At 72.5% G+C, this 19,074-nt stretch carries 17 protein-coding genes and 2 pseudogenes; 13 read left to right on the forward strand and 6 right to left on the reverse strand.

What is annotated here, in order from left to right:
• The first annotated feature begins 178 nt into the window (after positions 1 to 178).
• From HUT16_RS19885 to pstB, 8 genes and pseudogenes are all read left to right on the forward strand, one after another.
• Positions 179 to 2,617 (forward strand): RNA degradosome polyphosphate kinase, encoded by a 2,439-nt coding sequence (locus HUT16_RS19885; RefSeq protein ID WP_254897893.1) that lies wholly within the window; start codon positions 179 to 181, stop codon positions 2,615 to 2,617.
• Between the two features lie 89 nt (positions 2,618 to 2,706).
• Positions 2,707 to 3,252, forward strand: a pseudogene (locus HUT16_RS38375) (CHAD domain-containing protein); the annotation flags it as partial.
• 160 nt (positions 3,253 to 3,412) lie between these two features.
• Complete coding sequence (locus HUT16_RS38380) at positions 3,413 to 3,772, forward strand: hypothetical protein (RefSeq protein ID WP_254897894.1); 360 nt, start codon at positions 3,413 to 3,415, stop codon at positions 3,770 to 3,772.
• A gap of 37 nt (positions 3,773 to 3,809) precedes the next feature.
• Positions 3,810 to 4,316 carry an NUDIX hydrolase gene (locus tag HUT16_RS19895; RefSeq protein ID WP_176189471.1) on the forward strand — a complete coding sequence of 169 codons (507 nt, stop codon included), beginning with the start codon at positions 3,810 to 3,812 and terminating at the stop codon, positions 4,314 to 4,316.
• 244 nt (positions 4,317 to 4,560) lie between these two features.
• On the forward strand, positions 4,561 to 5,706 hold the full coding sequence (gene pstS / locus HUT16_RS19900; protein ID WP_176189472.1) for a phosphate ABC transporter substrate-binding protein PstS: 1,146 nt from the start codon (positions 4,561 to 4,563) through the stop codon (positions 5,704 to 5,706).
• A 161-nt stretch (positions 5,707 to 5,867) separates the two neighbouring features.
• On the forward strand, positions 5,868 to 6,851 hold the full coding sequence (gene pstC / locus HUT16_RS19905; protein ID WP_176189473.1) for a phosphate ABC transporter permease subunit PstC: 984 nt from the start codon (positions 5,868 to 5,870) through the stop codon (positions 6,849 to 6,851).
• An 11-nt stretch (positions 6,852 to 6,862) separates the two neighbouring features.
• Positions 6,863 to 7,924, forward strand: coding sequence for a phosphate ABC transporter permease PstA (gene pstA, locus HUT16_RS19910; RefSeq protein ID WP_254898332.1), 1,062 nt, complete (start codon positions 6,863 to 6,865; stop codon positions 7,922 to 7,924).
• A 41-nt stretch (positions 7,925 to 7,965) separates the two neighbouring features.
• Complete coding sequence (gene pstB, locus HUT16_RS19915) at positions 7,966 to 8,742, forward strand: phosphate ABC transporter ATP-binding protein PstB (RefSeq protein WP_176189475.1); 777 nt, start codon at positions 7,966 to 7,968, stop codon at positions 8,740 to 8,742.
• A gap of 118 nt (positions 8,743 to 8,860) precedes the next feature.
• On the opposite strand, the gene HUT16_RS19920 is transcribed toward pstB, so the two are convergent.
• Both HUT16_RS19920 and HUT16_RS19925 read right to left on the reverse strand, forming a co-directional pair.
• Positions 8,861 to 9,856: an inorganic phosphate transporter gene (locus HUT16_RS19920; RefSeq protein ID WP_176189476.1), complete on the reverse strand. Its 996-nt coding sequence runs from the start codon at positions 9,854 to 9,856 to the stop codon at positions 8,861 to 8,863.
• 5 nt (positions 9,857 to 9,861) lie between these two features.
• Positions 9,862 to 10,482 carry a DUF47 domain-containing protein gene (locus tag HUT16_RS19925; RefSeq protein WP_176189477.1) on the reverse strand — a complete coding sequence of 207 codons (621 nt, stop codon included), beginning with the start codon at positions 10,480 to 10,482 and terminating at the stop codon, positions 9,862 to 9,864.
• Between the two features lie 251 nt (positions 10,483 to 10,733).
• Between HUT16_RS19925 and HUT16_RS19930 the strand changes: the two genes are divergently transcribed.
• On the forward strand, positions 10,734 to 11,096 hold the full coding sequence (locus HUT16_RS19930; RefSeq protein WP_176189478.1) for a metal-sensitive transcriptional regulator: 363 nt from the start codon (positions 10,734 to 10,736) through the stop codon (positions 11,094 to 11,096).
• 28 nt (positions 11,097 to 11,124) lie between these two features.
• Here the strand turns inward: HUT16_RS19930 and HUT16_RS19935 are convergent, their stop codons facing one another.
• The 4 genes and pseudogenes from HUT16_RS19935 to HUT16_RS19950 form a co-directional block, all read right to left on the reverse strand.
• Complete coding sequence (locus HUT16_RS19935; protein WP_176189479.1) at positions 11,125 to 11,310, reverse strand: hypothetical protein; 186 nt, start codon at positions 11,308 to 11,310, stop codon at positions 11,125 to 11,127.
• Between the two features lie 136 nt (positions 11,311 to 11,446).
• Positions 11,447 to 12,271, reverse strand: a complete 825-nt coding sequence (locus HUT16_RS19940; protein ID WP_176189480.1) for a hypothetical protein — start codon at positions 12,269 to 12,271, stop codon at positions 11,447 to 11,449.
• Positions 12,272 to 12,919: 648 nt separating this feature from the next.
• Positions 12,920 to 13,408, reverse strand: a pseudogene (locus HUT16_RS37435) (phosphatase PAP2 family protein); the annotation flags it as partial.
• Between the two features lie 169 nt (positions 13,409 to 13,577).
• A complete protein-coding gene (locus HUT16_RS19950) occupies positions 13,578 to 14,636 on the reverse strand; it encodes a bifunctional lytic transglycosylase/C40 family peptidase (RefSeq protein ID WP_176189482.1) in 1,059 nt (352 codons plus the stop codon).
• 249 nt (positions 14,637 to 14,885) lie between these two features.
• Between HUT16_RS19950 and HUT16_RS19955 the strand changes: the two genes are divergently transcribed.
• The 4 genes from HUT16_RS19955 to HUT16_RS19970 all read left to right on the forward strand — a co-directional run bounded on the left by HUT16_RS19955 (position 14,886) and on the right by HUT16_RS19970 (position 19,067).
• On the forward strand, positions 14,886 to 15,233 hold the full coding sequence (locus HUT16_RS19955) for a hypothetical protein (RefSeq protein WP_254897895.1): 348 nt from the start codon (positions 14,886 to 14,888) through the stop codon (positions 15,231 to 15,233).
• A gap of 154 nt (positions 15,234 to 15,387) precedes the next feature.
• Positions 15,388 to 16,206 carry a hypothetical protein gene (locus HUT16_RS19960; protein ID WP_176189483.1) on the forward strand — a complete coding sequence of 273 codons (819 nt, stop codon included), beginning with the start codon at positions 15,388 to 15,390 and terminating at the stop codon, positions 16,204 to 16,206.
• Complete coding sequence (locus tag HUT16_RS19965) at positions 16,196 to 17,476, forward strand: hypothetical protein (protein ID WP_254897896.1); 1,281 nt, start codon at positions 16,196 to 16,198, stop codon at positions 17,474 to 17,476. Before HUT16_RS19960 ends, HUT16_RS19965 begins: the two co-directional genes overlap by 11 nt.
• 7 nt (positions 17,477 to 17,483) lie before the next feature.
• Complete coding sequence (locus tag HUT16_RS19970; protein ID WP_176189484.1) at positions 17,484 to 19,067, forward strand: SCO6880 family protein; 1,584 nt, start codon at positions 17,484 to 17,486, stop codon at positions 19,065 to 19,067.
• Positions 19,068 to 19,074 lie beyond the last annotated feature (7 nt).

Below are 19,074 nucleotides of genomic sequence, written 5' to 3' on the forward strand. Positions count from 1 at the left end.
CGAAGATCACAGAATGTCGTCCGTATTGCCGCGTCCGCGTCACCGCTCCACCCACCGCCCGCCCGGGCGGGTCCCGGCCTCCCCGGGCGGGTGGACCTGGGTCGACGAGGACGACCAGCTTGCGGAGTCATGCCCTTCGCCCCACCGGGGCCGCGTCCTGCAGGAGGAGCTGGAACCGATGAGCATCCCCCGCCCCGTCTCCGACTCGGCCGGTTCGGCCGAGCGCAGCAGTGAGCAGAAGCCGGCCGCGCGGTCGGGTGTCAGGTCCGGGTCCGGTGCCGGCGGCAGGGTCGCCGCCGGCAAGGACGCGGGCAAGGAGTCCGGCAAGGAGGCGCGGCCGCGCGCGGTGCCGTCGCGCGGCAAGGCCAAGGCGGTCGAGCCCAAGACGGTCGAGCCGAAGGCGGTCGAGCCCAAGGAGGCGGCCGTCCCCGGGGCGGAGTCCGGGGCCCCGGCCGATCCGGTGCGGGCGGCGACGGCGCTGCCCGCGGCGGTGTCGGCGGCCTTCCAGGCGGGCGCCGCGGGCGCCGCGGGCGCGGAGGAGGCCGAGCTGCCGCAGGGCCGGTTCCTGGACCGCGAGCGCAGCTGGCTGGCGTTCAACGAGCGGGTGCTGGAGCTCGCGGAGGACCCGGACATCCCGCTGCTGGAGCGGGCCAAGTTCCTGGCGATCTTCGCGTCCAACCTGGACGAGTTCTTCATGGTGCGGGTGGCCGGCCTCAAGCGCCGGATCGCCACCGGGGTGGCGCAGCGCTCGGCGTCCGGCCTGCAGCCGCGCGAGGTGCTGGACCTGATCTGGCGGCGTTCGCGCGAGCTGATGGCGCGTCACGCGGCGACGTTCCAGCAGGAGGTGCTGCCGGACCTGGCGTCCGAGGGCATCGAGCTGGTGCGCTGGCCGGATCTGGCGGAGGCCGAGCAGGCCCGGCTGCACACGCTGTTCCGGCAGCAGATCTTCCCGGTCCTGACGCCGCTGGCGGTCGACCCGGCGCACCCGTTCCCGTACATATCGGGGCTGTCGCTGAACCTGGCGGTGGTGGTGCGCAACCCGGTGTCGGGGCACAAGCACTTCGCCCGGGTGAAGGTCCCGCAGTCGCTGTCCCGGTTCCTGGAGGCGTCGCCGCAGCGGTACGTGCCGCTGGAGGACGTGATGGGGGCGCACCTGGAGGAGCTGTTCCCGGGGATGGAGGTGCTCGCCCACCACGCGTTCCGGGTCACCCGCAACGAGGACCTGGAGGTGGAGGAGGACGACACCGAGAACATCCTGAAGGCGCTGGAGAAGGAGCTGATGCGGCGCCGCTTCGGCCCGCCGGTGCGCCTGGAGGTCGAGGAGTCGATCGACCCGTACATCCTGGACCTGCTGGTGCGGGAGCTGAACATCACCGAGGCGGAGGTCTTCCCGCTGCCCGGGCCGCTGGACCTGACCGGGCTGTTCGGGATCGCCGACCTGGACCGGCCGGAGCTGCGGTACCCGAAGTTCGTGGCGGGCACGGCGCGCGGGCTGACCGACGTGGAGTCGGCGACGCTGCCGGACATCTTCGCGGCGATGCGCGAGCGGGACGTGCTGCTGCACCACCCGTACGACTCGTTCTCCACCTCGGTGCAGGCGTTCCTGGAGCAGGCCGCCGCGGACCCGCACGTGCTGGCGATCAAGCAGACGCTGTACCGCACCTCCGGTGACTCGCCGATCGTGGACGCGCTGATCGACGCGGCCGAGTCCGGCAAGCAGGTGCTGGTGCTGGTGGAGATCAAGGCCCGGTTCGACGAGCAGGCGAACATCAAGTGGGCCCGGAAGCTGGAGGAGTCCGGCTGCCACGTGGTGTACGGCCTGGTCGGGCTGAAGACGCACTGCAAGCTCTCGCTGGTGGTCCGCCAGGAGGGCGACACGCTGCGCCGGTACTCGCACGTGGGCACCGGCAACTACCACCCGAAGACGGCCCGGCTGTACGAGGACCTGGGCCTGCTGACGGCGGACCAGCAGGTCGGCGCGGACCTGTCGGACCTGTTCAACCGGCTGTCGGGCTACTCGCGGCGCGAGTCGTACCGGCGGCTGCTGACCGCGCCGCGCGGGCTGCGGGACGGGCTGGTGGCGCGGATCAACGGGGAGATCGCGCACCACCGGGCCGGGCGGCCGGCCTTCGTCAAGGTCAAGGTCAACTCGATCGTCGACGAGGTGGTGATCGACGCGCTGTACCGGGCCTCGCAGGCCGGGGTGCCGGTGGACGTGTGGGTGCGCGGCATCTGCGCGATCCGGCCGGGCGTGCCCGGGCTGAGCGAGAACGTCCGGGTGCGGTCGATACTCGGGCGGTTCCTGGAGCACTCGCGGGTGTTCGTGTTCGGCAACGGCGGCGACCCGGAGGTGTGGATCGGCAGCGCCGACATGATGCACCGCAACCTGGACCGCCGGATCGAGGCGCTGGTGCGGGTCACCGACCCGGCGCACCGGGCCGAGCTGAACGGGCTGCTGGAGCTGGGCGTCTCGGACGAGACCGACTCCTGGCACCTGGGCGCCGACGGCACCTGGACCAGGCACGCGCAGGACGCCGAGGGACGGCCGCTGCGCCACGTCCAGGACCTGCTGATCGACTCGCGCCGCCGCAACCGCGGCTCCGCCGCCGCGCGCTGAGCGGCACCCCGCCCGCGCCGGGCCTCCCGGCGCGGGCGGACTGCACCCCTGGGGCAGGCCCAGGGAGGAGATCGGGGAGAGCCACAGCCATGACCGATGCGCCGACGACGGCTCCGGTGGCGCGCGCCGCGACCGCCGGGGAGGTCCTTGCCGGCTACCTGACCGTCCAGGCGGGCGCGTTCCTGCGCGCCCTGCCGCAGGCGGTCGGCGAGGCGGGGTCCAGACCGGGGGCGCTCCCGGCGTCGGCGCGGGCCGCGGACGACCTGCTGCGCGCGGTGCGCCGGGTCGGCGGGGTGCTGCACACCTTCGGGGCGGCGTTCGACCCGCAGTGGGCGCAGGAGTCGCGCACCGAGCTGCGCTGGCTGCTCGACCTGCTGGCGCGGGAGCCGGGCTGCCGGCGGCGGGCGGTGCGGCTGCTGGGCGCGCTGGACTCGCTGGCCGACACCTCGCCGGACGGGGCGGGAATGCTGGCCGGGCACGCGGGCGCGCCCAAGGCCCGGGCGCTGCTGGAGCGACAGCTCACGCTGGCCAGGACCAGGGCGCACACCGTGCTGCTGCAGGAGCTGCGCTCGGCCCGGCTGCACGCGCTGGCGGACCGGATGACGCTGCTGGCGGGGGACGTGCCGCTGGTGGCGCCGGCGGCCGCGGAGCCGGCGGCGGCGCTGCTGCCGCGGACCGCGGCGGCGCTGGGGCGCTGCTGGGGCGGGCGAGCGGCTGCCGTGGCAGCGGTCGGCGCAGGCGTACGGCGGGGCGGGCCTGCACCGGCTGGGCGCGGTGGAGGAGGAGCCGCCCGGGGTGCCGGCGGCGCGGACGGCGGCGGACGCGGACGCGGCGCTGGCGGCGGACGACGCGCCGTGGCTGCGGGCCCGGATCCTGGTGAAGCGGGCCAGGTACGCGCTGGAGGTGTGCGGGGCGCCGGGCGAGGGCCTGGCCGAGCTGGACGGGGTGCTGGCGCGGCACCAGGAGGCGTCGGACGCGGCGGTGACGGTGGCGACGGCGGCGCGCACGCCGCGGATCACCCCGGCGACGGCGTACGTGCTGGGCGTGGTGCACGCGGACCAGCGTTTGGAGGTCGAGTCGGCCCGGTACGCTTTCGGGCGCCAGTGGCCGGGGGTGGCGCCCGGGCTGGTCGGCCCGGCGGCGCTGCCGGACTGAGCCCCGTTCCCCCGCCCGGATGGACCGCGTACCGCAGATGGCAGATCGTTCCTCCCCGCCCGACCGTGCCCCGGCCCGGTCGGGCGGTGCCCGTCTCGACCGCCGTCCGGCGGCGGGCTCCCGTTCGACGGTGCTGGCGGCGGGGGCGGTGCTCTGGGTGCCGGGGCCGCCGAAGAAGGGCGGCAAGGGCCGCAAGAAGCCGCGGATCGCGCTGGTGCACCGGCCCAAGTACGACGACTGGAGCCTGCCCAAGGGGAAGCTGGACCCGGGCGAGGGCTGGCGGACGGCGGCGCTGCGCGAGGTGCTGGAGGAGACCGGGATGCGCTGCGTGCTGGGCCCCGAGCTGCCGGTGCAGCACTACCTGGCGAACGGCCGGCCGAAGGAGGTCCGATACTGGTCGGCGGTGCCGACGGGCGGCTCGTTCCGGCCGAACCGGGAGGTGGACCGGCTGGAGTGGCTGCCGCCGCGGCGGGCCAAGGAGCGGCTGACCCACCCGCGCGACCGGGTGCTGGTGGACGCGCTGCTGGAGCTGCTGCTCGGCTGAGGGCCGTCCGGGTGGTCCGCCCCGGTCGTCCGGGTGATCTGCCCGCGCCCGGGCCGTGACGCAACCGTTACTACCGGCCGCAGTTTCCTGACGTCCCTTCGAGGTTCACTCCCCGTTCATTTGTGACGGGCTGACGCGTCACCTGTCCTGCCTAACTTCTGGGTTACCGGAGGGCCGAAAGGGCCCCGGACCACAGCAAAACCGGTCGTTCCGAGACCGGCATTGCCTCAGAAAGGGACACCCAGTGAACCTGCGGAACGGCCGCTCCAAGGCCCTCGCCATCGGTGCCGTCGCGCTCGTCTCCACGCTGTCGCTCTCGGCTTGCGGCACGGACGACAACACCAAGAACACCACCGGTTCGTCGTCGGCCTCGGGTGGCGCCGCCGCCCCCACCGCTGCCAAGATCGCCTGCGCCGACAAGGGCGGCCAGCTGCTGGCCGCGGGTTCGACCGCGCAGACCCCGGCGATCGACGTCTGGAAGGCCGCCTACAGCGCCGCCTGCTCCAGCGCCACCCTGACCTACGGCGGCGGCGGCTCCGGTGCCGGCGTCACCCAGTTCAACCAGGGCAAGATCGCCTTCGCGGGTTCCGACTCGGCCCTGAAGCCGGCCGAGGTCGACGCCTCCAAGAGCGTCTGCACCGGTGGCCAGGCGATCGACCTCCCGATGGTCGGCGGCCTGATCTCGATCGTCTTCAACGTCGAGGGTGTCGACAAGCTGGTCCTGGACGGCCCGACCCTGGCGAAGATCTTCGACGCGCAGATCACCAAGTGGAACGACCCGGCGATCGCCGCCCTGAACGCGGGCGTGAACCTGCCGGCCGCCGACATCCAGGCGATCCACCGCTCGGACGACTCCGGCACCACCGCCAACCTGACCGGCTACCTGGCCAAGGCCGGCGGCGGCAACTGGAAGTACCCGGCCTCCAAGACCTGGGCGGGCCAGGGCGGCCAGTCCGCGAACGGCTCCGCCGGCGTCGCCTCGCAGGTCAAGGGCGTCAAGAACTCGATCTCCTACGTCGAGCTGTCCTACGCCCAGACCAACAAGCTGAACAGCGCCTCGATCAACACCGGCGCCTCCAAGCCGGTCGAGGCCACCGCCGCCAACGCCGCCGCCACCCTGGCCGCCGCCAAGGTCATCGGCACCGGTGCCGACCTGGCGCTGGACATCGACTACGCGACCAAGGCCGAGGGCAACTACCCGCTGACCCTGGTCACCTACGAGATCGTCTGCGACAAGGGCAACAAGGCCGACAGCCTGCCGGTCCTCAAGTCCTTCCTGAACTACACCGTCAGCGCCGACGGCCAGCAGGCCATCGGTGCGGTCGGCTACGTGCCGCTGCCGACCGAGCTCGCGGCCAAGGTCAAGACCCAGATCGACGCCCTGGCCTGAGCCCGGGCGACGACCGGCCGGGCGGCCCCCGAAGGAGGGGGGAGGGGCCGCCCGGCCGGGGTGTCCGTCGCAGCGCACCACCCACCACGAGAACGTCCGGGGCACCGCCGCCATGGTGCCGCCCTCCGCGGGGCAGCGCCGCCAGACCGGAGTAAACGACCATGACTTCTGCACCCCCCGCCGACGCGCGGGGACGGACTCGACGCAGCCGGGGCGACAGCCGCCGCGGCGACAGCGTGTTCTTCAACCTCTCCCGGGGCTCGGGCATCCTGCTGCTGGTCATCATGGCCGCCATCGCGGGCTTCCTCGCCTACCGCTCCTTCCTCGCGCTGGGCAAGAACGAGGGCAACTTCCTCACCACCTTCGAGTGGGCCCCGGACGGCGTGAAGCCGGTGTTCGGCATCGCCGTCCTCACCTTCGGAACGCTGGTCAGCGCGTTGATCGCGATGGTGATCGCGGTGCCGGTCGCGGTCGGCATCGCGCTGTTCATCTCGCACTACGCGCCGCGCCGGATCGCCCAGCCGTTCGCCTACCTGGTGGACCTGCTGGCCGCCGTCCCGTCCATCGTCTACGGCCTGTGGGGCGTGCTGTTCCTCGTCCCGCACATGGACGGCCTGACCAGCTGGATGGACCAGTACCTCGGCTGGACGTACGTCTTCGACCAGTCCAGCACCGGCGTCCCGGCCCGCAACCTGTTCACCGTCGGCGTGCTGCTCGCGATCATGGTGCTGCCGATCATCACCGCCGTCACCCGCGAGGTGTTCCGGCAGGTCCCGCGGATGCACGAGGAGGCGGCGCTCGCCCTCGGCGCGACCCGCTGGGAGATGATCCGCACCGCGGTGCTGCCCTTCGGCCGCCCGGGCATCATCTCCGCGTCGATGCTCGGCCTGGGCCGCGCGCTCGGCGAGACCATCGCGGTCGCCACCGTGCTCTCCACCAACAGCGTGCTGTCGCTGCACCTGCTCGACCCGGGCGGCGGCACCTTCGCGGAGAACATCGCGCTGAAGTTCAACGAGGCCCAGCCGCTGGGCCGGGACGCCCTGATGGCCTCCGGCCTGGTCCTGTTCGTCATCACCCTGCTGGTGAACGGCGCGGCCCGCATGATCATCGCCCGTCGCAAGGAGTACTCGGGGGCCGCCGCGTGACCACCGCCACCATCACCGACGCCACGCCGCCCCAGCTCGGCCACCGGCTGACCGCGGCCCGGCTGCCCCGCTGGGCGCCGGCCGGCATCACCGCCCTCTCGATCGCGCTGGGCTGCGGCATCGGCGCCGCCGCCGGGCTGGAGAGCCACCTGCAGTGGGGCCTGATCTCCGCGCTGCTGTTCCTGGTGGTCAGCTACGGCGTCTCGGCCGCCGTCGAGGGCCGCCGGCAGGCCCGGGACCGGTTCGCCACCTCGCTGATCTGGGTCTCCTTCATCTGCGCCGTGGTGCCGCTGGTCTCGCTGACGGTGTACACCGTCCAGCAGGGCATCGGCGCGATCGACGGCAACTTCCTCACCCACTCGATGAAGGGCGTCGCCGCGACCCTCAGCCCGGACGGCGGCATCTACCACGCCATCATCGGCACCATCGAGCAGGTCCTGCTGGCCACCCTGATCGCCGCGCCGATCGGCCTGCTCACCGCCGTCTACCTGGTGGAGTACGGCCGCGGCCGGCTCGCCAAGGCGGTCACCTTCTTCGTCGACGTCATGACCGGCATCCCGTCGGTCGTCGCCGGCCTGTTCGTCCTGTCGCTCTGGAACATCGTGCTGGGCTTCCAGTACTCCGGCTTCTCGGGCAGCCTCGCGCTGGCGATCCTGATGATGCCGGTCGTGGTCCGCTCGACCGAGGAGATGCTCAAGCTCGTCCCGAACGAGCTGCGCGAGGCCTCGTACGCGCTCGGTGTGCCCAGGTGGAAGACCATCCTGCGGATCGTCCTGCCCACGGCCGTGGGCGGCATCACCACCGGTGTGATGCTGGCGGTCGCCCGCATCACCGGCGAGACCGCCCCCGTGATGATGCTGGTGTTCGGCGCCGACTTCATCAACAGCGACCCGTTCAACGGACCGCAGCAGTCGCTCCCGCTCTACATCTGGCAGCAGTACTCGCAGATCAACAACGACTACGGGTACCAGCGGGCCTGGGGCGCGGCCCTGGTGCTGATCGCCTTCGTGATGGCACTCAACCTCGTCGCCCGGGGCATCGCGCGCTGGCGCTCGCCCAAGGGCGGGCACTGACACCGACTGACGTACGAACAGACGAGAGAAGACGAAAGACCATGGCCAAGCGCATCGACGTCAGCGGACTGTCCGCCTACTACGGTTCCACCCGCGCCATCGAGGACATCTCGATGACCATCGAGCCCCGCTCGGTGACCGCGTTCATCGGCCCCTCGGGCTGCGGCAAGTCCACCTTCCTGCGCACCCTCAACCGGATGCACGAGGTCATCCCCGGCGCCCGGGTCGAGGGCAAGGTGCTGCTGGACGACGAGAACCTGTACGGCACCAACGTCGACCCGGTCGCCGTCCGCCGCTCGGTCGGCATGGTGTTCCAGCGCCCCAACCCGTTCCCCACCATGTCGATCTACGACAACGTGGTGGCCGGCCTCCGGCTCGCCGGGGTGAAGAAGAAGTCCGTGCTGGACGGCGTGGTGGAGAAGTCCCTCCAGGGCGCCAACCTGTGGAACGAGGTCAAGGACCGCCTGGGCAAGCCCGGCGCGGGCCTGTCCGGCGGCCAGCAGCAGCGCCTGTGCATCGCCCGGGCGATCGCGGTGGAGCCCGAGGTGCTGCTGATGGACGAGCCCTGCTCGGCCCTCGACCCGATCTCCACCCTCGCCATCGAGGACCTGATCGGCGAGCTCAAGTCGCAGTTCACCATCGTGATCGTGACCCACAACATGCAGCAGGCGGCCCGGGTCTCCGACCGCACCGCGTTCTTCAACCTGGCGGGCGTCGGCCAGCCCGGCAAGCTGGTCGAGCTGGACGACACCCAGCGGATCTTCTCCAACCCGTCGGTCCAGGCCACCGAGGACTACATCTCCGGCCGCTTCGGCTGATCGGCCCCGCGCCGCACGAACCGCTCCGCGGCGCTGCATGGCGGTGCCGCCGCGGAGTCAGGAAGGGCCCGCCCCCGTGCTGTGGGGGCGGGCCCTTCCGCCGTCGGCCGGGCGGGAGCTAGAGGACCAGCAGGTTCACGATCCCGTACACCGCGGCGGCCACGATCGCCGCCGCCGGCATCGTGATGAACCAGCCCATCACGATGTTCTTCGCCACCCCCCAGCGGACCGCGCGGACCCGCTTGGTGGCGCCCACGCCCATGATCGCCGAGGTGATCACGTGGGTGGTGGAGATCGGCGCCGCGTAGACGAACGAGGTGACGTACATGACCGCGGAGGCGGTCGCCTCGGCGGCGAAGCCCTGCGGCGGGTCCAGCTCGATGATCTTCCGGCCCAGGGTGCGCATGATCCGCCAGCCGCCCGCGTAGGTGCCCAGCGAGAGCATCGTGGCGCAGGAGAGCTTCACCCAGATCGGGATGCCGTTGCCGGACTGGTGGCCGGAGATGGTCAGCGCCATCACCACGATGCCCATGGTCTTCTGGGCGTCCTGCAGGCCGTGCGCCAGCGCCATCGCGGCCGCCGAGGCGGTCTGCGCGACCCGGAAGTTGCGCTTGGCCCGGTGCGGGTTGGCCCGGCGGAAGATCCACAGGATCGCCAGCATCACCAGGAAGCCGCCGACCAGGCCGACCACCGGCGAGACGATCATCGGGACGATGATCTTGTCGATCACGCCGTGCCAGACCACCCCGATGCCGCCCGCCAGCGCCGCGCCCACCATGCCGCCGAACAGCGCGTGCGAGGAGGAGGACGGCAGGCCGAAGTACCAGGTGACCAGGTTCCAGGTGATCGCCCCGACCAGGGCCGCGAACAGGATCGCCATGCCCTTGCTGCCGGTCGGGGTCTCGATGATCCCCTCGGAGACGGTCTTCGCGACCCCGCTGCCGAGGAAGGCGCCCGCCAGGTTCATCACCGCGGCCATCGCCAGGGCCGCCCGCGGGGTCAGCGCCCGGGTGGAGACCGAGGTGGCGATCGCGTTGGCGGAGTCGTGGAAGCCGTTCGTGTACGTGAAGAAGAAAGCGACGCCGATGACGACGATCAGTGCTGCCATGTCCACGGAGGTCAGGACTCCTTGACGGCGATGGTCTCCACCGTGTTGGCCACGTGCTCGAACGCGTCGGCGGCCTCTTCGAGGACGTCCACGACCTGCTTGAGCTTCAGCACCTCGATCGCCTCGTACTGGCCGGAGAACAGGTGGGCCAGCAGCTTGCGGTGGATCTGGTCCGCCTGGTTCTCCAGCCGGTTGACCTCGATCCAGTACTCGGTGAGGTTCGACATCGACCGCAGGTTGGGCATCGCCCCCGCGGTCAGCTCGGCCGCCCGGGCCAGCACCTCGATCTGCTGCTCGATGCCCTTCGGGAGGACCTCGATGTCGTACAGGACGACCAGGTCGACGGCCTCCTCCATGAAGTCCATGATGTCGTCCAGCGAGGAGGCCAGGTTGTAGATGTCCTCCCGGTCGAACGGGGTGATGAACGAGGAGTTCAGCTGGTGGAAGATCGCATGGGTGGTGTCGTCGCCGGCGTGCTCGGCGGCGCGCATGCGCTCGACGATCTCCGCGCGGGCTGACACGTCAGAGCCCAGTAGTTCCAGCAGGAGCTTCGATCCGACGACCAGGTTCTCCGCCGCGGCGGCGAACATGTCGTAGAAGCTCGTCTCCTTCGGGGTCAGGCTAAAACGCACGGAAATCTCCGATGTGCGGGGTCGGTACTTGACGATGCTAGGCGCACGCTCCCCACTCGTGGACACGGGGTTGCCGACGCGCGCCCTAAGTGTGTCCCACGACACGCCGGTTTGCTCCCGCTCTGCACGGGGATCTCTGTCCTGACGCCCGGACGGCGGAACACCGCACCGGTGCCGCGTGTTGGATAGTGGGCACCTCCCGGCCGAGGGCCGGGGGCGGGCCGAGTACCGAGACCAAGAGGGCTGACCGGATGACCACCACCGACACCACGGGCACCGACACCGCTCCGGAGGCGGCCTGCCACGGTGCCGCCGCGGCCACCGGGCCGCACGGCTACAGCGGCGAGAAGGAGGCGCACCTCAAGCGGCTGCGCCGGATCGAGGGGCAGATCCGCGGGCTGCAGCGGATGGTCGACGAGGACGTGTACTGCATCGACATCCTCACCCAGGTGTCCGCCTCCACCAAGGCGCTGCAGTCCTTCGCGCTCTCCCTGCTGGAGGAGCACCTGCGGCACTGCGTCGCCGCCGCGGCCGCCGCGGAGGACGGCGGCGAGGAGCTGAACGCCAAGGTCGCCGAGGCCAGCGCCGCCATCGCGCGGCTGCTGCGCACCTGACGCCCCCGGCCGTCCGGCCGACGCGCGGTCAGTCCGCCGGGCCGTCCGCCGGGTCGTCCGGTTCGCGCCGGGCCAGCAGGACCTCGTCGATCTGCTCGGCGGCCAGCCGCTCCGCGCGGCTGGCCGAGGCGGCGATCATCAGCTCGCCGGTCAGGTCGATCTCGTCCAGCGCGGTTCTGTCGTGGCCGCCGGTGCCGCTCTCCCCGGATGCCATGGCCTCCACCCCTTCCCGCGCCCCGTCCGCCGCCCTGCCTGCCCGCCCCGTACCAGCCTAGGGAGCGGCGGGCCGGGCCACATGGCACGGACGGGCCATCTCTGCCGCCCGAAACGGGTGGGCCCGGCGCCGCGGGTCACTTCGGCGAGGGGTCGGCCTTCATCGAGTAGATGTCGGCGGCGGCGGGCTCGGCGGCCTCCACCGGCTGGCCGAAGCCGGTGAGCGCCAGCGTGGAGACCACCTTGACCTGGTCCTTCGCCGCCGTGGAGCCGGCCACCCCGGCGAAGGTGAAGTTCTCCACCACCTTGTGCAGCCGGCCCTGGCCGTCCAGCCAGGCCTCGTACGGGACCTCCTTCACGGTGAAGGTCTGGGCGGCCATCCGCAGCCCGTCCGCCCCGCGGCCGCCGGTCGCGTCGGCGGCCTTCGCCAGGTCCAGCGTGCCCTTGTAGTGCTTGAGCTCCACGCCGTCCACCGGCTCGGTGCCGACCAGCTCGGCGCTCTGCGCGCCGCGCAGCGCGCCCGCCGCGGTGGCCGGGTCGGTCGCGCCGGAGCTGACCAGGTTGCCGTCCGGGAGCTGGCGCACGTCCAGCTTGACCCACTTGCCCTCGGGGATCTTCGCGCCGCTGTTCTGCAGGTACACCGTGCCGGGCAGCACCACCTCGGTGATCTTCCCGGTGGTCGCGGCGCCGGGCGGGACGTCGATCTCCAGCCGGCCGATCCGCTTCACGTAGTCGTAGCCGCCGGTGCCGTTGAAGACCGCCTTCTTCTCGGCGGACTCGGTGGTCAGCTCGGTGGTCGCCCGCACCGATCCCGTCCGGCCGGTGATGTCGGCGGAGGAGCGGACCGCCGTCAGCGGGTCCGCGGACAGCTGGTCGGCGGAGGCCGACCGGTCCTGGCCGCCGCCGGTGCAGGCCGACAGCGCGGTGACGAGCAGGGCCGCGGCGGCGGCGCGGTTGAGCATCTTCACTTCTTCGACAACCCCCTCGGGCCCCGGACGACCCGGCAGGCGACCGCCCCGGATGGGCGGAGCGCTCGCCAGGTGAACGAGCCCGGGCGCGGAAGGTTACGCGGATGTTCACCGGCCGGACGGCGGACCGGGCCGGACGGCGGGGTTACCGTGGAGGACGTGGCAGATCAGCGCGCGCAGGCGGCCCACGGGGCCTTACCGGCCGACCACCCGGACGAGCACCGGGTGGAGGTGGTGGAGCGCGGCTCGTTCAGCTTCGCGCAGTGCGGCTGCGGCTGGTCCGCCCCGGGCCGGCGCTCCCGGGACAAGTCCCGGCGGGACGCTGCGGGGCACCTGGCCGAGGACGGCGCCGACGCCGAGGTCGCCTGAGCGGCCCCCGGCGGTGCCGGTCAGGCGGCCAGGTCCGACTCCCGGTCCCGGCCCGGCCGCGGTCCTGGCCCGGCGGCGCCCCGGACGGCGGGCGGCGGACGCGGCCGAGCGGCGCCCGCCGGAGTCCGCGGCGCCGCGGGCCACCACCAGCGGACGCAGCGCGGTGCGCGACAGGGCGTGGCACAGCGGCACCAGGACGGCCATCGCGATCGGGGCGAGCAGCAGCACCACGGCGGTGGCCAGCGCGTAGCCGCCGATCACGTCGGTCGGGTAGTGCACGCCGACGAACAGCCGGCAGAAGCCCTGCAGCAGGGCGAGCGCCGCGGCGGCCACCCCGAGCCTGCGGTTGACCAGGAACAGGGCGACCGCGATCGCCATCGACATCGCCGAGTGGTCGCTGACGAAGGAGAGGGTGTCCTCCTTGCCGGGCACCAGCACGTCCAGCTCCGGGTGGCTGACGAAGGGCCGGGGCCGGTCGACCAGCTTGGAGATCGGCAGGTTGGCGAGCTCGGCGACGGCGACGGCCAGCGGCGCCCACAGCACGCCGGCCACCGCGACCGGGGCGTCCGGGCGGCGCCGGGCGCTCAGCCAGGCGGTCAGGCCGATCGCGGCCAGGCCGAGCAGGATGCCGTACTCGGCCGTCCAGGCGACCAGCGAGTCCAACCAGCCGGGGGCGTCGGCGGCCAGGCCGTTGACGGCCTTGAGCAGGCCGAGGTCCGGGTCGCCCGAACCGGTTCCGGCGTCGGCGAGCAGCGTCGGCACGCCGCACCTCCCTGTCCGCGCTCCGCAGTGGTCCCAGGTCGTGGTGCTTCCGGGTGCGGAGGACCGGTAGCCTCCTCAGTCAACGCGATCAAGGCCGCCGCGGTTTCCGTCGAAACGCACCGTTATGCAAAATTGACTCACCGTCCACCTGGCGCGCACATGCCCGGGGTCAGCTGACGACCGGGGCCCCGCTCTTGGTGATGGTGCCGTCGTTCGGGTTCCGGTTGGGCAGCGCGGCGGCCCCGTCCGGGGTGACCCGGGTCGCCCCGATGTAGTCCTTCTGGTCGATGGTGTCGTAGCGCACCTTCGCCCCGGTGTGCGGGGCGTCGATCATGTACCCGCCGCCGACGTAGATGCCGACGTGGTGGATGGTGCGCGGGTCCCCCAGGTCGTTGGCGAAGAACACCAGGTCACCGGGCCGCAGTTGGTCCCGGGACGGGTGCGGTCCGGCGTACCACTGGTCGTTGGCGACCCGGGGCAGCACGATGCCGACGCTCTCGTACGCGGCCTTGGTCAGGCCCGAGCAGTCGAACCGCCCGTCCTCCCAGGTCTGTCCGGTGCCGCCCCACAGGTAGTCGGTGCCCAGCTTGCTCTGCGCGAACCAGATCGCCCCGGCCGCCTCCCGGGACAGCGCCGGCTGCGCGCCCGGGTCGACCGGCGCGGTGAAGGACTTCGCCAGCGACTGGATGCTGCGCACGTAGCCCTGGGTCTCCCGGTACGGCGGGATCCCGTTGTGCTCGATCACCGCGTACGGACCGGCGTTGTACGCCGCCAGCATGTTGGCCTGCCGGTCGCCGGGCACCTTGTCCACGTCCCGGGCCAGCGCGCAGTCGTAGGTGGCGGCGGAGGCGATCGCGTCGTAGGCGTTCCAGATGTCCCGCCGGCCGTCGCCGTCGCCGTCCGTCCCGTAGGTGGCCCAGGTGGCCTCCAGGAACTGGGCCATCCCGTACGCCTTCGCCGGGCTCTTCGCCTGCGGGTCGAAGCCGCTCTCCTGGTAGAGCTGGGCGGCCAGCATCGGCGCGGAGATCTCCGGGCAGAGCGCGCCCCACTTCTGGATCTGGTCCCGGTAGGCGGCCGGGACCGTCCCGCCGGACAGGCCGGGGTTGCGGGCGGAGGAGCGGCCGGGGACGCCGCCGGCCGCGTACGTGCCGAGCGTCACGACGCCGACGAAACCGATCGCGAGCACCACCGTCGCGGCACCCGCCAGCCGAGCTTTCCGGAGCACCATCCAGCACCATCCCGACGGAACGTCAGCGGCCATGTCCTGTTGCGCAATTGCCCGGTGCAATCATCACAGATACCAGGCGCGGGAAGTATCCTTGAGGTACCGGACATCCTGGCGGATGCGTCCGGCCAGCCACGAGCAATCCGCGAGAAGCAGCCAAGTCGACGTCAGATCTGGCCAAGAATAGGGCCTGCCCCTTCGCTCGACCGTGGTCCGGGGCCTTGAATTTTCCTGATCGGGCGGTGAGATGGGATGGACCTGAACGTGGACAGCACAGTGATCCGGTACCTGGCGGAGGACCCGCCGAAGAAGGCCAACATCGACACCATCATCGGCGGGATCGCCCCCGACTGGGGCCCGTTCGCCTCCCTCGGCTCCTCGGCCCGGGTGATGGTCCAGGTCGTGATGGCCGTCGCGATCCTGGTCTGCCTCGGGATCGCCATCTGGGGCGCCGCCAAGCAGCGGATCGGCGCCACCGCGATGCGCGACACCTTCAGCGCCGAACAGGGCAAGGGGCTGATCATCGCCGGCCTGACCGGCGTGTTCATCATCGGTTCGCTCGGCACCCTGTTCACCATTGTGTACGGCATGGCCATCTGACGATCGGACAACTCCCGCTCCGGCGCAGCTGACCCGTCCCACCACCCCGCCGCCACCACCACCACCACCCCGCCGCCGCCCGCACCCGCTCCGGGCACCCGTCACGCCACCGCGCCGCCGCCCCGCGCGGCGGCGCCCCACCAGGAGGGCCCCCGTGCCGTTGTCCGACGACCAGCCGCACACCCGTACGCGGCTACCGGTCGCCGAACAGACCGCCCACGTGACCGGCCGCCAGTCCCGGCCGCTGCGCACCCTCCTGACCGTCCTCGGCATCGTCACGCTGCTGGTCGTCGCCGTCTCCGTCGCCAACCGCGACAAGCCCGGCCCCGGCAGCGGCACCTCCGCCACCTTCGGCGACCGGGCCCCCGCCGCCGGGGCCTCCGCCGACCGCACCGCCGCCAGCGGCCAGCAGCCCGTCACCACCACGGTCAACGGCATCGGCACCGGCTACCCGCACACCGACCAGGGCGCGCAGTCCGCCGCCGCCAACTACGCCGTCGCGCTCGGCTCCGCCGACATGTTCCGCACCGACAGCCGCCGCACCGTCCTCACCACCCTCGCCGACCCCACCGCCCTCCCCGCCCTCCAGGCCCGCCTGGACCAGGCGTTCACGCCGGAGACGGTCGCCCGGTACGGGCTCGACGCCGAGGGCCGGGCGCCCAAGGGGCAGACCTTCGTCAGCCGGATCGTCCCGGTCGGCACCCACACCGCCAACGGGGCCGACACCGCCACCCGGGTCGACGTCTGGTGCACCGGCCTGTACGGCCTGGCCGGCGAGGGCTCCACCGTCCCGGTCACCCAGGACTGGTACACCCTGACCGTCACCATGCGCTGGACCGGCAGCGACTGGAAGCTCACCGACTACTCCCGCGCCGCGGGCCCCGCCCCCCTGCCGGGCGACCAGCAGGCGGCCACCGCGAAAGAGATCGCCGATGCCGTCCAGCAGTTCGGAGGGTTCCGCTATGCCCGCTGACGCCCCGTCCCGACTGCACTTCCTGCGCCGCGCCGGGACGCTCGGCGCGGCGATGAGCGTGTTCCAGCTCACCGCGCTGCTGATCGCGCAGCGGGTGGCGGCGGACCCGACGCCGAGCCCGAGTTCGACCTGTGCCGCGCAGAACGTCCCGCTCCCCGGGGCGGGGAGCCAGTGCGCCCCCTCCGGGGCGACCGTGATTCCGGGGTCGGACGCGGTGTCCGGGGTCACCGATCCGCTGGGGTCGTTGGCGAAGGGGTGCGCGCAGGCGGCGGCGTGGGTGGTGCGGCAGTTGTCGGGGGCGATCGACGGGACGACGAAGGTCGACTTCACGAACGCGGCGTTCCTGCAGCAGTACGCGGTGGTGTTCGCGGTCTCGACGGTGATCACGCTGGTGCTGTGGCTGCTGGCGGTGACCAAGCGCGCGGTGCGCGGCGCGGCGCTGGGGCAGGCGTTCGGCGAGGCGGTCGGGTACCTGTGGCTGACGGTGATCGCCTCGGCGTTCACGCCGCTGATCCTGTACACGGTGGTGACGGTCACCGACGGGCTGACGGAGGCGATCGCGTCGGGGACGAAGTCGGACACCGGCACGTACCTGGGCGGCTTCGCGGACACCCTGGAGAAGGGCAGCATGGGCGGTGGCCCGCTGATCCTGATCCTGGTGTCGCTGGTGGCGGTGCTGGCCGCGGCGGTGCTGTGGGTGGAGCTGGTGATCCGGGCGGCGATGCTGTACGTGGGCGCGCTGCTGGGGACGGCGGTGTACGCGGGGCTGGTGGACAAGCAGATGTGGAAGCACGTCCGCCGGTGGGCCGCGATGATGCTGGCGGTGGACCTGGCGAAGCCGATCGTGGTGATCATCCTGGGGCTGGCGGGCGCGGTGGCGACCGGCGCGGGGGCGGACGACGACTTCGGGCGGGTGCTGGCGGGGCTGGCGATCCTGTTCCTGTCGATCTTCGCGAGCGCGGCGGTGTACCGGTTCGTGCCGGGCTTCGGCGACGAGCTGATGGCGATGCGGCGGGCCCGGTCGAGCGCGGTGTCGGCCGGCAGCGCGATGATCAACGGCCCGGCGAACTTCGTCAAGCAGGGCATCTCGACGCACGGTTCGCGCGGCGGCGCGGACGGCGGCGGGGGCGGCGGCGCCCCGGCCGGCGGTGGCGGGGCGGGTGCGGGCATCGCGGCGCACGCCTCCCGGCCGGCCAACCCGGTGCGTCCCGCGGCGCCGCCCGCGCAGGCCCAGGTCCAGGCTCCGGTCAACAACCCGAAGGGAGGGTGACGGGTAGATGAGCAGCGAACAGCTCGGCCAGTACGGCACCCAGTACGCCCAGCCGTATGCCCATCAGCGCCGCAGCTACCTGATCGGGAAGGCGCGGCCGAACGCGCCGATCGGGCGCAACCGGGAGAACGGCGAGATCGTGCTGATCATCGCCGGCGCCGGCCTGGGCATGGTGTGGGGGCTGATCCCGAGCCTGTTGCCGCTGCGCATCGCGGGCCTGGTGGGCTTCCCGCTGCTGGCGATCATGGCGGTGTACGTGCCGTACCGGCGGCGGACGTTCTACAAGTGGGTGGAGATCAACCGGACGTTCCGGCGGACGGTGCGCAGCGGCCGGGCGGTGTGGAAGCCGGACGTGCACGAGGCGGGGACGCGGCTGGACGGGCGCGAGGTGGAGGTCGGCCCGCCGCCGGGGGTGGGGCGGCTGCGCTGGCTGGCCGCGCCGTTCGGGCCGGACGAGGTCGCGGTGCTGATGCACCTGGAGCGCCGGACGGTGACCGCGGCGATCGAGATCGAGGGCCCGGGCGTGGGCCTGCGCGACTCGGAGGACCAGGAGGCGCTGGTCGACCGGTTCGGCACGCTGCTCAAGCACGTGGCCAACGGCGACGGCTTCGTGACCAGGCTGCAGATCCTGGCCCGGACGCTGCCGGCCGACCCGGACGCGCACGCCAAGGACGTGGAGCGGCGCGGCGACCACACGGCGCCGCGCTGGCTGCAGGAGAGCTACGACCAGCTGCAGTCGATGGTGTCGACCTCCTCGGAGCAGCACCGGGCGTACCTGGTGGCGTGCATGCACTACAGCCGGGACCTGGCGGCCGAGGCGCACGCGATGGGGCGCACCGCGTACGGGCGGGGCGAGAAGCGGGCCCGGGACGACGACGGCCTGGCGACCGTGATGGCGCGCGAACTGACCGACATCTGCGCGCGGTTGGCGGAGGCGGACATCCGGGTGCGGCAGCCGCTGGGGCAGGCCCGGCTGGCGTCGCTGATCCACTCGATGTACGACCCGGACCACCCGATCGACCACCTCCAGGCGATGAGCCGGCGCAACGCCTGGCCGGCCGAGCTGGACGCCACGCACCCGCAGTACCTGCAGGCGAAGACCCGCGAGGCGGCGACCCGGGAGCCGTGGTGCCACGCCACCGCGTGGATCAAGGAGTGGCCGCTGACGCCGGTCGGGGTGAACTTCCTGGCGCCGCTGCTGGTGCACACGCCGGACGTGATCCGGACGGTCGCGGTGACCATGGACCTGGAGCCGACCGACGTGGCGATCGAGCGGATGCTGACCGAGAAGACCAACGACGAGGCGGAGGCCAGCCGGGCGGCGAAGATGAACCGCACGGTGGACCCGCGCGACCTGGCGCACACCGGCCGGGTGGACCAGCGCGGCGACGACCTGGCCTCGGGCGCGGCCGGAGTGAACCTGGTGGGGTACCTGACGGTGTCCTCGCGCAGCCCGGAGGCGCTGGCCCGGGACAAGCGCACCATCCGGGCGTCCGCGGGCAAGAGCTACCTGAAGCTGGAGTGGTGCGACCGCGAGCACCACCGGGCGTTCGCCAACACCCTGCCGTTCGCCACCGGCATCCGCCGCTGACGCCGCT

Source organism: Kitasatospora sp. NA04385, from assembly GCF_013364235.1.
Lineage (GTDB): Bacteria > Actinomycetota > Actinomycetes > Streptomycetales > Streptomycetaceae > Kitasatospora.

Excerpts from the sequence above, each read along its gene's own strand:
- HUT16_RS19885 (WP_254897893.1), top strand. The coding sequence starts at position 179 with ATGAGCATCCCCCGCCCCGTCTCCGACTCGGCCGGTTCGGCCGAGCGC.
- HUT16_RS19895 (WP_176189471.1), top strand. The coding sequence starts at position 3,810 with ATGGCAGATCGTTCCTCCCCGCCCGACCGTGCCCCGGCCCGGTCGGGC.
- pstC (WP_176189473.1), top strand. The coding sequence starts at position 5,868 with ATGACTTCTGCACCCCCCGCCGACGCGCGGGGACGGACTCGACGCAGC.
- pstB (WP_176189475.1), top strand. The coding sequence starts at position 7,966 with ATGGCCAAGCGCATCGACGTCAGCGGACTGTCCGCCTACTACGGTTCC.
- HUT16_RS19930 (WP_176189478.1), top strand. The coding sequence starts at position 10,734 with ATGACCACCACCGACACCACGGGCACCGACACCGCTCCGGAGGCGGCC.
- HUT16_RS19935 (WP_176189479.1), bottom strand. The coding sequence starts at position 11,310 with ATGGCATCCGGGGAGAGCGGCACCGGCGGCCACGACAGAACCGCGCTG.
- HUT16_RS19940 (WP_176189480.1), bottom strand. The coding sequence starts at position 12,271 with ATGCTCAACCGCGCCGCCGCCGCGGCCCTGCTCGTCACCGCGCTGTCG.
- HUT16_RS19950 (WP_176189482.1), bottom strand. The coding sequence starts at position 14,636 with ATGGTGCTCCGGAAAGCTCGGCTGGCGGGTGCCGCGACGGTGGTGCTC.
- HUT16_RS19955 (WP_254897895.1), top strand. The coding sequence starts at position 14,886 with ATGGACCTGAACGTGGACAGCACAGTGATCCGGTACCTGGCGGAGGAC.
- HUT16_RS19965 (WP_254897896.1), top strand. The coding sequence starts at position 16,196 with ATGCCCGCTGACGCCCCGTCCCGACTGCACTTCCTGCGCCGCGCCGGG.
- HUT16_RS19970 (WP_176189484.1), top strand. The coding sequence starts at position 17,484 with ATGAGCAGCGAACAGCTCGGCCAGTACGGCACCCAGTACGCCCAGCCG.